The following is a 13,755-nucleotide window of genomic DNA, read 5'->3' as shown; positions in this document are numbered from 1 at the left end:
AAGCAATCCCTTTGAACGCTTAAATGTTTTGTGTTTCAATCCACACATCCATTTGACCGCCGCAAACCATGCCTTCTTTGACAGCTACATCATCATCTAGTAAAACGTCGATACGACGGTGTGCTTCTTTTTTGTTCAAAGAATCAACTGCACTTAGACGAATTTCATTTTCTGCACGGCCACCACCGATAGTACCAAAGATGGAACCATCTGGGAATACAACCATAGAAGTACCTGCTTTACGAGGTGTGGATCCACGAGTATACAAAATAGTAGCAACAGCTAATGTTTCGTTTTTACGCTCCTCAAGATATTCAATAAACTCACGATTCATGGCTCACTCTACCTTTCCGCAATGAGCCGCCTTGTTTACCACGTACCACTGCCAAATATTCACTAACGATAGATAACGCAATTTCTTCCGGTGTTTGTGCACCAAGATCTAGCCCGATTGGAGCATAAACCATATCAAGCTCCTCTTGAGTCCAACCTTGCTCACGCAACACTTCAAAAGCGTAATGAATGCGCTTTTGACTACCCATAACTCCCATATACGTAGGCAAGTAGCCACGAAGTTGTTCAAGGCATATATTGTCGTACTCATGCGCACGCGTTACGATGATAAAACCATTATACTCATCAAGAGGTAAATCGTTCTTGAAGTTTTCTAAAGGCAAGCATTTACGTGTAACACGTTCATCAAAGAATTCAGGGACTACATATTCTGGACGGTCATCTACAACAGTGACACGACAGCCAATGAATAACAGTAAGTCTGTAATCGCTCGGCTCACATGACCAGCACCCAATACGAGAACGGACGGATCATTTTCTACAGGTTGTACGAAACATTCAATTTCGCCTACCATACATAGAGAATTAAGTTTTGCTTTATCTACTGTAAAACCTTCAATAGCGGTACCATATAGCACGCTACCATCTTCGGCATAAACAGTCTTATCCCCTTGACGAGGACCAGATAAAATAGTAACCATCAAGGTAGTTTCAGTAACCTGTAGACGGTCTTTCATCACATCATAGATTGTTTCCATCTAAATTCCTTTCATAATCCCACGCAGTAACAGCCTCTAAAACTCCGCCGCCAACAGCTAGGGATTTATCTGAAATACTATAACAATGAGACTCTTCACAACGAGCATCAACATCGGCCAGTTTAAAATGGTCCGACACAATGAGTCCACTCTTTAGAATGCCTCTAAGAATACCTGTAATTTTTGCCCGTACTGGTTCATCATCGACATAACCAATAACCTCATTAGCCTGTACAGAATCACCAATATGACGCTTTGCCGTAAATAGACCAGCCTTTGATGAGTGTATTACACGTTCATGAGTATAGCCACCTACATTGCCAGGAATACCTGTATTCGGCTGAGCAGGACCATCATAGATACAGCGACCTAAGTAATGACCACGCATTGTTTCGATGACTACATCTACATCGTCCCCTGCGGTAAACCCAGGCCCAACACCGATGACAAGCTCTGCATCATCACGTTTTGTACCTAGATTCTTCTTACTTAAAATACCATCTACTACAACAGCTGGTTTCAGTGTATCTAATAACTCTTCGTATGAACTAGTCACAACGGGAATTATCCCTTGTGCCAAAGTATCTTTCACTTCACTAAGGGCAACATGACGGGCTACAAAGCGTTCCAAAACCATTTCACCACGATGAACGGCATTACCGTAGCATACTTCTCGGCGAATCATAGTAGGAATCGCAATTTCACTAATAACCACGGGATAGCCCGCCCGTTTCAATCTATATACAGCGCCGGAAGCGATATCTCCGCCCCCGCGCATGAGCACTAATGGTTTCATAATGCCTCACTTTCACGATGTTTTAAACGCTCAAAATCATCGGGTGTGTCGATATCGTCACCAATATCGTCACGAATCCATAATTTCAAGACATAGTCCTTGCCATCACCACGAATGATGGTCTTACCGCCTTGATCCCCTTGGATCTGTTGTAAAGAATCAAACCAATGAGAACCAAAGAGAACGGGGTTTCCCGATTGATAGTTCTCCCCATAATGTGGGACAACGATAGTTTTTGAATGAAAGTTTTCACTAAATGCACTAATGACCTCATGTACGACAGCACTCGTCAGAAGAGGTTGATCCCCTACTGAGCAAAGAATACCATCTAACGGTATGGGCGATGTTTCTACTAAATGACGTACCCCCATCGCTATGGATACACCTTGTCCTAGCTGAGGATGCTCATTTCGAATCGCTTCAAAACCATAGGATGTGACAATAGGTTCTAGTTTTTCATGATCATCACCAGTAACCGCCACAAAAGGTAGTTTACATGACATCTCAGGTACTACCGGACCACCCCATCCACATTGAAGAGCCCCACAGACCGCATCTAGAACAGTCTTGCCACGCCAGGGCAAGAGCTGCTTATTACATCCCATGCGTTTAGCTTGTCCTCCTACGAGGAGGACAATGCCAATATGCAAAGGACGACGGTCTATGGGGTCTCTCATTGTACTGAAAGCGGTATTATAATTTGCTTTCACATTAGTCATGAGTACCTACCGACATTGAATGATGCGACGGATTTCGCAACTTGCTTTATATCCATCAGCTAAGATGATAGCAGAAATATCGCTATCCACAATATGATCAATAAAATCATCGATGATGCGATGTTGCACTGTTTCATAACCAGTACAGAATAGGATTTTTTTCCCTTTGCTGTATTGGAATAAACCTTGCTTGTGTAATACAAGATCAGCCAACATACGCGGTGTTACAATAGCCCCCATATCGCGCTTTACGATATCTTGAACGAGCTCAATATTATGTACGTGCTCATCATCAAGGGGAGCCCCTAGCATTTGTAGGTTAACAAGACCAATCGTAGTCTTTGTAAGGGTTGGAATAACAGGTTCACTCGTCTTAGGCGCCTTGAGCCATTTTTCCTTCGCCCCATCTGCTTCTACCACAATTTGCCAGTTAGGATGTAACTTGGATAAACCATCGATAAGATCACAATCTAAGGAGTCTACTTTTGTTCCTGTAATCCCAGAGAACCACGCACCACAATAACCATGTAATACACGATCAGTACAATACTCATCTGCTTCATTAATATTTTGAGTATAAATCGGTTTATAATGAGCAACCTGAGATTCATAAAGTCGAGTCGTAGTCGTAACTACGATGGGCTGACCTTTCAGCCGTCCATATTCTACTAGCTTTGAAAGCACAGTCGTTTTACCGCCTGCCCCAACAAGGGCAACGATTCCCGGCTGAATCAGTCGATTCCAATAGGATGTTTGTGATGTCATAGAACCAGGCCTCCTTAGAAAGTAACAAGAAATTAAAACTCTCTATACTTTATATTTCTCGTCCATAGCCATAAATACCTTCTCAGGTGTCATAGGTAATGTACGAACATCCGCACCAACTGCATTTTTAATAGCATGTTGGATAGCTGGACAACCAGTGTTAATAACAACTTCACCAATAGATTTAGCACCAAAACCGCCAGTTGGTTCATAAGACTCTACGAAGTCTGTATGTAATTCACCGATATCTTGACGAGTTGGAATTTTATAAGTCATAAGGTTATTAGTCTCTAAGCGACCATTATTAGAATAGCGTACATCTTCATATAGCGCCATGCCGATTGCTTGTACTACACCGCCCTCAACTTGAACGCGAGCCAATTTAGGGTTAATAACAGTACCGCAGTCGATGCAGGAATAGAAGTGAAGAGGAATAACCTTACCAGTTTGTTTGTCTACTTTTACCTCTGCAATAGATGCCATAAATGGAGGTGGGGATGTATGACTGCCCCATGTAGCGAAACCAGATAATTGTTCTGCTTTAACACCTACTAATAATTTCGGAGCTAATTGATGGATATCCATAGTTTTGGAGCCATCTTTTGTTGTGGCTACAACGCCATCAAATTCAACATTTTCAACATCTGTTTCAAAGAATTCTGCGAATTTAGCGATAATTTTAGTGCGCAATTCTTCAGCAGCCATCTTAGCAGCTGTACCAGTTACATACGTTGTACTAGACGCATAGGAACCTGGGTCGAATGGTACGATATCTGTATCGGATTCAACAACAGTCATATATTCCATAGGACAACCGATTACTTCGCAGGCCATTTGAGTCAATACAGTATTAGAGCCCATGCCCATTTCGGAAGAACCAGTGTACAATGTGTAGTTACCATCATCGCCAAGACGAATTTCTACAGATGCTACGTCGATATTAGCAACGCCAGAACCTTGCAACGCTAATGCCATGCCAAGACCGCCGCGATAACGCTCATCGATATCCCAAGAATGAGGGCGTTCATCCCAACGAGCCATTTCTTTTACGCGGTTTACTGTATCTTGGAATAGACCAGAGTCAAGATATTCATCTGGAGCGTATACCAAGCTTTGTTCACCTTGAGCAATCAAGTTCTTTTGACGCAATTCAGCAGGGTCAACGCCCATTTTATCCGCCAAATTATTAACAGCACACTCTAATGGCCATAACGCTTCTGTAGCACCATAACCACGGAAGGCACCGCCTGGAGTATGGTTCATGTAAACGCCTTCTGTACCGTAGTGAACAGCAATTGCTTTATTGTACAATGGTACGGATTTATGCTCACCTGCCGTAGTTGTCGTGAAGCAGTGAGTTGCATGAGCACCTGCATCTGTGATGGAATCCATGTCGATAACCTTGATGATACCGTCTTTTGTAGCACCTACGCGGATTTTCCATTCACGAGCATGACGTGTAGTAGAGCAAGTTTGCGATTCTGTGCGATCATATAAAAGGTAACAAGGTTTCTTCAATGTCCATGCTACAAAGGCTGTCATAATTTCTGTACAAGCCGTTTGTTTAGAGCCAAAGCCACCGCCGATACGAGGTTTTAATACGCGAACTTTAGTAGCTGGAATACCAAGAGCACGTGCGATGTGACGGCGAACATGGAATACGATTTGCGTAGAGGATACAATTACTACACGACCTAATGCATCTACATAACCAAAGCTTTGAAATGGTTCCATTGCTGTTTGGCGTGTAGCCTGGTCAAAGTAAGTACCATCTACTACATAATCACATTCAGCTAGTTCTGCTTCAACATCACCTACGCGTTTGTGATAGGATACACAAATATTGCGTTTATAGTCTTGACCTACAGGAATATTGTTATGAATATCATCTTCAGGATGCACTACTGTTTCATGGTCAATAGCTGTATGCATATCGAGTACAGGTTTTTGTACTTCGTATTCAACCTTGATAAGCGGCATAGCCTTTAAAGCTGTAGCCTCATCTTTAGCTACTACGAGAGCCACTTCATCGCCTACATAGCGAACTACAGGGTCTAAGATAAGCGCATCATAAGCAGATGGCTCTGGGTATGTTTGACCTGCTAATGTGAAACGAGTGTTAGGCACATCTTCATGTGTAAAGATAGCTTCTACACCGGGGATCAATTTAGCTTTAGATGTATCAATAGATTTAATGCGCGCCTGTGCATGAGGGCTACGAAGAACCTTAATAACGAGCGCATCTTTTGGAACAAAATCGCCTGTATAGGACGGCTTACCCGTCAAAATACCTTTAGAGTCAACTTTGTCATAAGCTTTACCAATGTGCTGTTTCATTATTATAGGCCTCCTTCTAAGAATTTACGAACCCCTCGAAGTTGTGATTCATAGCCAGTACAACGGCACAAGTTACCAATGAGGTACTCGCGGATTTCATCATCACTAGCCTTTGGATTTTTGCGTTTCAAATTGATAGCGCTCATCATCATACCAGTTGTACAGAAACCACATTGGTCCCCACCTTCACTAGCGATGCAAGCTGCTAGTAATTCAGCTTCTTCTTCTAAGCCTTCTAATGTAGTGATTTTATGACCTGGTGCACGGAATGTAGGATATGCACAAGATAATACGATTTCGTCGTCTACCCATACAGTACAAAGGCCACAGTTTGTTGTATCACAGCCACAACGTACGCTATAATAACCAAGATTACGCAATGTATCCAACAACATTTCGTCAGTTGGCACATTAACTGTTACATTTTTATTATTAATATTTAGTACGAGTTCCATTATTGTGCCACCTCCTTAGCTAAGCGTTGAACCATTGCTTTCACCATTTCCATGCGGTATTCTTTAGACGCATGGGAGTTAGATTGATAAACTAATTCTTCAGATGCCAATTGACCTGCTTCTTTTGCTGCAGATAATCCTTTTTCTGAAAACAAAGCACTTGCTTTTTCTGCTAATTGAGGCACGCCAGGTCTTGTACCGATGTACACTTCAACGCCTTTGTCATCACGGCGAAGAGCACCTGTCAACACTGGGAAATCGCCACGAGAGATGCGAAGTGCTTCCACAGCTACAGGCACATCTACTTTAGGAATGCGAATTTCCATGAGAATATCACGTTCTCTATACGTCATATAGTCTTGCATGGACATGCGACCACCTTTAAAGGTAACGATGTCTGCATGGACTGCCAACAATGCAGGAATGATATCGGAGAAGCCGAATCTACTAGCTACAGAGCCGCCCATAGTAGCTGTATTACGGAATTGAACGCCAAGGATTTCCTTAACGCCTTTAACTACGGCACCACCGCAGAATTGTTGTAATGGCTCAAAACGTTCCACATCTCCTTGTGTCGCCATAGCGCCAATTACAAACTCGTTCTCCTCTTCACGAACATAACGCAAATCAAGGCTTGCCATATCGATCACTGATGGCCATGTGCGTCGACCTAAACGCAACCAGCAACCGCCAGCTAGCATTGGAGCAGTTTTGTTTTTTGTGGCTAATTCATAAGCCTCTTCCACCGTCTTCGGTTGTAATACTTTCATAAATGCTAACATAATCTGTCCTCTCAATGGTATACTAATACTAACAGAACTTAGATGATAACCATAAAAATGCAAATATCATCGAACTACAAACCTAGAAGGAACTCATTAAAATCTATAGAAATTCCTCACATTTCTTATACTTTTATTGTACCAATAATTCGCTATGAAATCTACGATGAAATATATAAATTTACAAGAAATTTGCAAAGAACTGAATATTTATGAGTTTGGTGTCGCATCTTGGCCACTACCTGAGAATGCAAAATCCATTTTATACGAAAGTAATCCATGTCCCTTTACGGCTGCCAATGTAGAGGAAAGACTATTAGGAACATCCCTTTTTACACCTAAAAGTGCAATTGTTTGTCTTTTTCCATACTATGTAGAGCATAAATCTCCTTCCAATTTATCTCGCTATACATGGGCCAAAGATTACCATCTAGTCATCAATGAATATTTAAAAAAGCTTATTGAAAAATTACAAATAATGAATACAGACGCACAGTTCTCTATTCATTGTGACACCTCCCCTTTAGCCGATCGTTACATGGCATACTTAGCAGGTCTCGGATTTTACGGCAAAAATAATTGCTTCATCAGCCCTAAATGGGGTTCTTATGTGATGATTGGAACGATTTTAACAACCTTAGAACTAGAACCTGATACTCCACTAACTCAATCCTGCATGGAATGTAATCGCTGCATTACTGCCTGTTTAGGTCAATGCTTAGGGCATGATGAGTTTAAATTCGACACCTGTAAAAGTTACTTAACCCAGAAAAAAGGAGAACTTACTTTAGAGGAGGAGCATATCATAGCTAAAACGCCCCTCGTATTTGGCTGTGACGTGTGCCAAGAAGTGTGCCCGCACAACAAAGACATTCCTACTACACCAATTCCAGAATTCCAATCAGTAGAACCGTACATTGATATAGATGAATTAGATTCACTAACGAACAAAGAGTTCAAAGCTAAATACGGACCTCGTGCCTTCTCATGGCGTGGCAAAAAAATACTAATGAGAAATCAAGAAATTATTGAATCTAAAAAGATGTTATAAAAACATTATTTAAGATGTAAAATGGTTATAACATCTACTAAGATGTTATAGCTATTTTCTGTTTTAAGACAAATAAGCACTACGAATACTCCAGAAGTGAATATTTTCGAGAATAAAAAAAGACGACCTCTGGTGAACTGCACCCCAAAAATTGGACACAATTTTTGGAGGTGCAGTTCATGGTCGTCTCTTTTTATTTGTTATTTAGTTAATCATTATTTTATTTCGTAATAGTTTAACTCATCTAAGCTCTTACCAAGGGCTGGCATATAGGTTTCAAGGAACATATCTACCTCGGGCATGTTGAGAGCTTTTAGTTTTACTAATATGGAGTCATGTGCTTCTTTAAACTCGTCGTTTCCTGCCTTCAGTTCGTTCACACACTTCATATATGCCGAAATCGTATCTGCTGCCTTTACGATAGGCCATTCAGGACTATCTTCAGCATCTACGATTATAGGTTTATAAATAGATTGCAATCGTTCTGGCAAGGTAGAGAGCATCTTTTCTTGTGCTAAAGATTCAACTTCACCATAAAGCTCACGTAATTTGGGATCAAAGTACTTAATAGGTGTTGGCATATCGCCTGTAAAGATTTCACTCACCTCATGGTACATGGCAATAACCGCGACTTTATTAATATCTACATTGCCACCGAAGTATTCGTTCTTCAGAGCTGCCAAGTTATGAGCTACCATAGCCACTTCAAAGCTATGCTCTTGAATATTTTCTGTTTCTGTATTGCGCATAAGGCTCCATCGATTAATAAAGCGCATGCGTTTTAAAAAGGCAAAAAACGAACTCATATATCCCCCACTACATAATAAGTCCTGCAGTGCAGGACCTATTTTAATACTATTAATTTAACTATATAACATAAATTATACTACGCATGTTCTAGGTTTGCGCTAACCATACTCGAATCATAGTCAATTAAATTACACCCCGTAGTTTAAAGCCGTAATCAAGGAATTGTACAGCTTCTTCCCAACGATTATCATCATTAAGCATAACTACAATCATAGTATGACCATTACGCGTAGCAGATGCAATTAAACATTCCCCTGCCGCATTCGTAAAGCCTGTTTTCAAACCATTGGCACCAGGATATTTGTTGCGAATGAAATGATTCGTTGTCCGAATTGTTACGGGTGCACGATTTTGGTATGGCACCTTATAGTAATCATTAGCAACCTTATCGCGGAACATTTGGTATTTCATACCATACGCAGCAATCATCGCCAAGTCACGAGCCGTAGAGTGATGCCCCATTTGAGTTAATCCATGTGGATTTAGGAACACACTATTCTTTGCACCTGCTTTAGCAGCAATACGAGTCATATCTTTACCAAATTTTTCTACAGAGCCACTTACATTTTCTGCTACTACAACGGCCGCATCATTACCACTGGCAACCATCATGCCTTCGATAACAGCTTCTAATGTAATTTGATCACCTACACGAACGCCTAGATTAGATTCTTCCATGCTCGTTGCATAGCTACTAATAGTTGCTAATTCATCAAGTTGAGTACCTTTAAGCTCTAGTGCCGTTAACAAGGTAACCATTTTTGTAGTACTCGCTGGGTGCATCCATTTGTCAGGATTTTTAGCAAATAAAATTTCCTTTGTATCCGCATCAATGAGGACTACCGCCTCACCGACCGTAGATGGCGGTGCAATATATGCCGCATAGGAAATACTAGAACCCAGTAAAACACCCCCTATAAAGGCTATCACGAAAACAATTCGCTTCCACATCGTAAACAAATTCGTTGTTAAAGATATCATATATCTCACTTTCTACATTACATTTAACTTTCTTGACTATCATCAATGGCGATATTCGTTCCTGTTGCCTTTTTCTTAGTCCCTTTGATTTCACCAGTAGAGTTATCTACATTTTGAATATACACTACACGTTGAGGGTATGGAATATCGATACCATATTTATCGAACGCATCTTTTACATCAGACATAATTCCATATTGCACATCTAAGAAGTCTTTCGACTTAACGCGTGCATAGGCAGCTATGCGTACAGAGTTATCGCCAAATTCAGAAATACCAATTTCCATATTTTTAGGATTGAGTACACGTTTATCAGCAGCAAAAATATTTTTTAAGATTTTAATTGCTTCATGATGATTATTGTTATAACCAATATCAAAGACGAACGGGATAATTCTTTCGTGAGTATAAGCAATATTAGTTATAGCTTGGGAAGTAAGGATAGAGTTTGGTATATACACATTTCTTTGATCTTTAGTAGTGATAATAGTATACATAAATTGAATAGACTTAACACTACCTATAGTATCTCCAACTTGAATAACATGACCTGCTCTAAAAGGCTTAAATATAAGAATTAATAAGCCTGATGCCAAGTTAGATAAATTGCTTTGTAAGGCCAAACCAATACCTAAACCAAAGGCACCAAAGGCAGCTACAAAGGATGTAGTAGGAACACCAATTTGATTTAAGCAAATCAAAATTAGACCTACTAGCAATGCATAATTGATGATCTGTGTAATAAAGCTCATCGCAGCAGAGTCATAAGAGGCCTTAGTCATAATACGTACAGCAAAGGCTTTTACCCATTTAATAGCATAACGACCTACCCAAAATATAATAAGAGCTAATAATATATTGCCAGCTTGAGAAAAGAACCAATCTCGAAATTGAATCAATACATTCGCATCTTTAAACAGTATTTCTGATGCAGAATAAAAAATATTACCCATATTAAACCTCCAATAATAAAACTACATAAATGATTGAACGCATCTATTAATATGGTCATCATAAACATATATGCTATAATTTAATAAATATATTTTACACGATATAGTAAAGTTATTATATCGTTATATTACATATATAACAATCTAAATCTAGGGAGACTTACATGTTAAACAATCCATACGAAGCACCACAAGAGCTTGCTACCGGTGGTTATATAACCAAGGAGCTACACTCCGTTACAGTGCACTTTGACGATATTCACTATTCCCTGTCTAGCGGACAATTAAACGGTGGTTATCACCACACACTCGCTGTGCGCAACCAACAATTAACATATCAAATCGAAACAGAAAAAGATTTACCAGGTGGCTCGGTAGCCAACTATTTAGCACAAGAGTTCGAGCAAATCGATACGCCAGTCCATTTTAGTACAGCGCTTCTCACATCTGCTACAATGACACTACACGCCTATGCTAAGGTCGAGGAAAAAGATACTATCGTAGAGACTATCGTTACTGCAGGCTATGAAAAAACAGCCCATCGTGCAGGCACAGGGTATTGCTATGAAGAACGGGACGGAGCGTTTGTAACGCCTGGCACAATCAACATCCTCGTCTTTACGAATAAGGCCTTAACTGACAGCGCCATGGTGAAAGCTATGATGACCATTACAGAGGCTAAAACTGCAGCCCTCCAAGATTGGGGCGCTGAAAGTGTGAAACTCTATCCATTTATGAACGAGGATATTCCTGATGCACTCACAAAAGAACGCAACACCACTGCTACTGGTACCTCTACAGATGGCGTCATTCTCACCATCGATACAAATGGTGACGTCTTAACCGACGCAGGCACCTTCTCCTTGTTTGGGGACACCTTAGCAAAAGCAGTTTATGTAGGCGTACAAAGAGCATTAGAAAATGCTATCGACGCTGAATAAATATATCACATGCTCTACAAACGATATATTATTGGATGAAACGATATATCATTAGATCCATCGCTCACTCAATATATCATTTAATATACTGCTTATAAGAAAAAAGATAATACTCAAATGAAAACCGCACATCCTAGGCGATCGGGATGTGCGGTTTATTGCATATAAAACTGTTATACATAATATAACAGTTGAAAATGAATATCAAATTAAATTTTGAGATTCTATTTCAATTTCACTAAATAATTATATTAAGGCTAGTTATGGTAGACCATTTCTTCAACTATAAATAGCTACTTTAGATATTCATTTGTCTATTCATCAATCCATTAATATTTATAGAAGAATTGTTGTAACTTTTTAAGATTTTTAGTTCTTGTAAGACCTAGCATTAATAGGATGCGAGCCTTTTGTGGACTCAAGGTGTCACTTACGAGATACCCTGCCAATGTATCTTGAGGAACCGCAGACACCATACCACTGCCCGTACGAGAGGCACGTACTGTTGGGAACTTCGTATTTTGAGTAATTTGGCGTACATTTTGTGGAATTGTGCCATGACCGAGACCAGTTAAGATCAAGCCATCTGGATTTGTAGCAACCACACTCATAGGCACCATATCATCCATACCACCATAGCAAGTTAGAAGCACTACCCGTGGCAATTCTTTTAGATCCCTTACATCGAACTCAGAATCTTTAGTATGACAACGAGTGGAAGCTTTATAGTAATGAGCTATTCCATCTTGTACGATGCCAAGATGTCCTACTAATGGACTATCAAAGGTCGCTACATTTGTCGTATTACATTTAGACACATCACGTGCACCATCAATATAACCATTTAAAACGACTACTACACCTTTGCCTGCAGTTTCAGGAGTTCTTGCCACTTGAATAGCTTGTAATAGGTTAATAGGACCATCTGCACTAATAGCACCGGCTGGTCTCATAGAACCAGTAACGACAATAGGCTTATCAGTATGTACAGTAAGATTAAGGAAATATGCTGTTTCCTCCATACTATCAGTACCATGAGTAATAACAACACCGCCAATATCATCTTGATCAACTAATTGTTGCACTAGCTTAGACAAGTCTAACCAGTGTTTTACAGTAATATCGGAGCTTTCAATATTACTAAACTGAATATATGTATATGGGCCATATGGTTCTGTGCCAGGTACAGAGGCTAAGATTTCATCGAGTCCAAGTACGCCTGCTGTGTAACCTGTCAAATCTGTATCAGAAGCACCTTGCCCTGCAATCGTTCCACCAGTACCTATCAAAGCGATTTTGTTCTCCATATTACCTCCACTATATAAATATAAAGCAATTAATGTTGTTAAATATTTGGATTAAAGGACGGCATCATTTCTAATTTATGTTTATTGATGCGGTTCAAACGATCAATACGTTCCTTCGTTGCTAAATCTTCAATTTCGCCAGTTCTAATATAGTGGTCCAACATAGCATAAGTAAAGCCTAGTTTATCTTCATCAGACTGACCACTAAGACCATCGCTAGGAATCTTATCTACTAAATATGCGGGAATATCTAAAAGCTTACCAATTTGACGTACCTCTTCTACAACGAGTCGTGCAAGAGGACTAAAATCACCTGCACTATCACCAAATTTTGTAGAATATCCAACGTAATCTTCCGAGCCATTACAAGTATTAGCTACGCGAGCGCCGTTCGGCAAGTTTTGTCCCACTGCATAGAGTGTCGCCATTCGTAATCGAGGCGGCGTATTAATAGCTGCATCTCGAGACAAATCGTTTCTACCCGTTACAACGTCATAGCCTTCACCTTGAACAATAGCTTGCGTTAAGGCTTCGTAAGCAGCACCAATATTAACCGTTATATGAGGAATACCTAAATGCTCTACTACAGCCTTGGCATCGTCGATATCGGATTGAACACCGTTAGGCATGAGAACACCTACTACTCTATCTGCCCCTAAGGCTTCTTTGCAAAGAGCGGCTACAATAGTTGAGTCCTTACCGCCTGAGATACCAACAACGGCACTACAAGTGGGGCCATTTTGACTAAAGTAATCTCGAATCCATTGAATGAGGGCATCCTTTATAGCTTGTGGATTTTCTAACAT

The 13,755-nt window shown here is 40.2% G+C and carries 15 protein-coding genes; 2 read left to right on the top strand and 13 right to left on the bottom strand.

The features are described from left to right. Positions 1 to 19: 19 nt before the first annotated feature. From KH364_RS04100 to KH364_RS04065, 8 genes are read right to left on the bottom strand one after another with little or no spacing between them, the layout of a single operon-like run. Positions 20 to 334, bottom strand: a complete 315-nt coding sequence (locus tag KH364_RS04100; protein WP_009351937.1) for an XdhC family protein — start codon at positions 332 to 334, stop codon at positions 20 to 22. After that, entirely contained in the window at positions 324 to 1,052 is a 729-nt protein-coding gene (locus tag KH364_RS04095; RefSeq protein WP_273298712.1) for an XdhC family protein, read from the bottom strand. The genes KH364_RS04100 and KH364_RS04095 overlap by 11 nt, the downstream gene beginning before the upstream one ends. Continuing rightward, the gene (yqeB, locus tag KH364_RS04090) at positions 1,036 to 1,848 is read right to left on the bottom strand and encodes a selenium-dependent molybdenum cofactor biosynthesis protein YqeB (protein WP_273298711.1); all 813 of its coding nucleotides are present in this window, start codon (positions 1,846 to 1,848) and stop codon (positions 1,036 to 1,038) included. Before yqeB ends, KH364_RS04095 begins: the two co-directional genes overlap by 17 nt. Beyond that, entirely contained in the window at positions 1,845 to 2,567 is a 723-nt protein-coding gene (locus KH364_RS04085; protein WP_273298710.1) for a nucleotidyltransferase family protein, read from the bottom strand. Before KH364_RS04085 ends, yqeB begins: the two co-directional genes overlap by 4 nt. A gap of 6 nt (positions 2,568 to 2,573) precedes the next feature. After that, positions 2,574 to 3,332, bottom strand: coding sequence for a selenium cofactor biosynthesis protein YqeC (gene yqeC / locus KH364_RS04080; RefSeq protein ID WP_105081578.1), 759 nt, complete (start codon positions 3,330 to 3,332; stop codon positions 2,574 to 2,576). Positions 3,333 to 3,374: 42 nt separating this feature from the next. Beyond that, positions 3,375 to 5,669, bottom strand: coding sequence for a molybdopterin cofactor-binding domain-containing protein (locus KH364_RS04075; protein WP_273298709.1), 2,295 nt, complete (start codon positions 5,667 to 5,669; stop codon positions 3,375 to 3,377). 2 nt (positions 5,670 to 5,671) lie between these two features. Further along, complete coding sequence (locus KH364_RS04070) at positions 5,672 to 6,124, bottom strand: 2Fe-2S iron-sulfur cluster-binding protein (RefSeq protein ID WP_009351984.1); 453 nt, start codon at positions 6,122 to 6,124, stop codon at positions 5,672 to 5,674. Continuing rightward, entirely contained in the window at positions 6,124 to 6,906 is a 783-nt protein-coding gene (locus tag KH364_RS04065) for an FAD binding domain-containing protein (RefSeq protein ID WP_009352146.1), read from the bottom strand. Before KH364_RS04065 ends, KH364_RS04070 begins: the two co-directional genes overlap by 1 nt. Before the next feature lie 166 nt (positions 6,907 to 7,072). On the opposite strand from KH364_RS04065, the gene KH364_RS04060 reads away from it, so the two are divergent. After that, the gene (locus KH364_RS04060) at positions 7,073 to 7,957 is read left to right on the top strand and encodes a QueG-associated DUF1730 domain-containing protein (protein WP_273298708.1); all 885 of its coding nucleotides are present in this window, start codon (positions 7,073 to 7,075) and stop codon (positions 7,955 to 7,957) included. A 215-nt stretch (positions 7,958 to 8,172) separates the two neighbouring features. On the opposite strand, the gene yfbR is transcribed toward KH364_RS04060, so the two are convergent. From yfbR to KH364_RS04045, 3 genes are all read right to left on the bottom strand, one after another. Next, complete coding sequence (yfbR, locus tag KH364_RS04055; protein WP_009351919.1) at positions 8,173 to 8,763, bottom strand: 5'-deoxynucleotidase; 591 nt, start codon at positions 8,761 to 8,763, stop codon at positions 8,173 to 8,175. 127 nt (positions 8,764 to 8,890) lie between these two features. Next, positions 8,891 to 9,748, bottom strand: a complete 858-nt coding sequence (locus KH364_RS04050) for a D-alanyl-D-alanine carboxypeptidase family protein (RefSeq protein WP_273298707.1) — start codon at positions 9,746 to 9,748, stop codon at positions 8,891 to 8,893. A gap of 23 nt (positions 9,749 to 9,771) precedes the next feature. Continuing rightward, the gene (locus KH364_RS04045; RefSeq protein ID WP_273298706.1) at positions 9,772 to 10,701 is read right to left on the bottom strand and encodes a mechanosensitive ion channel family protein; all 930 of its coding nucleotides are present in this window, start codon (positions 10,699 to 10,701) and stop codon (positions 9,772 to 9,774) included. A gap of 164 nt (positions 10,702 to 10,865) precedes the next feature. On the opposite strand from KH364_RS04045, the gene KH364_RS04040 reads away from it, so the two are divergent. Beyond that, on the top strand, positions 10,866 to 11,642 hold the full coding sequence (locus KH364_RS04040; protein ID WP_009351950.1) for an adenosylcobinamide amidohydrolase: 777 nt from the start codon (positions 10,866 to 10,868) through the stop codon (positions 11,640 to 11,642). A 329-nt stretch (positions 11,643 to 11,971) separates the two neighbouring features. Here KH364_RS04040 and KH364_RS04035 read toward each other — a convergent pair whose 3' ends face one another. Next, the gene (locus tag KH364_RS04035) at positions 11,972 to 12,949 is read right to left on the bottom strand and encodes an asparaginase (RefSeq protein WP_009352004.1); all 978 of its coding nucleotides are present in this window, start codon (positions 12,947 to 12,949) and stop codon (positions 11,972 to 11,974) included. Positions 12,950 to 12,987: 38 nt separating this feature from the next. After that, positions 12,988 to 13,755: an NAD(+) synthase gene (nadE, locus tag KH364_RS04030; RefSeq protein WP_009352127.1), complete on the bottom strand. Its 768-nt coding sequence runs from the start codon at positions 13,753 to 13,755 to the stop codon at positions 12,988 to 12,990.

The organism is Veillonella sp. oral taxon 158 (genome assembly GCF_018376515.1).
GTDB classification, from domain to species: Bacteria; Bacillota; Negativicutes; order Veillonellales; family Veillonellaceae; genus Veillonella; species Veillonella rogosae.
Note: the sequence above shows the minus strand (reverse complement) of the source record. Positions and strands in the feature narration are given on the sequence as shown.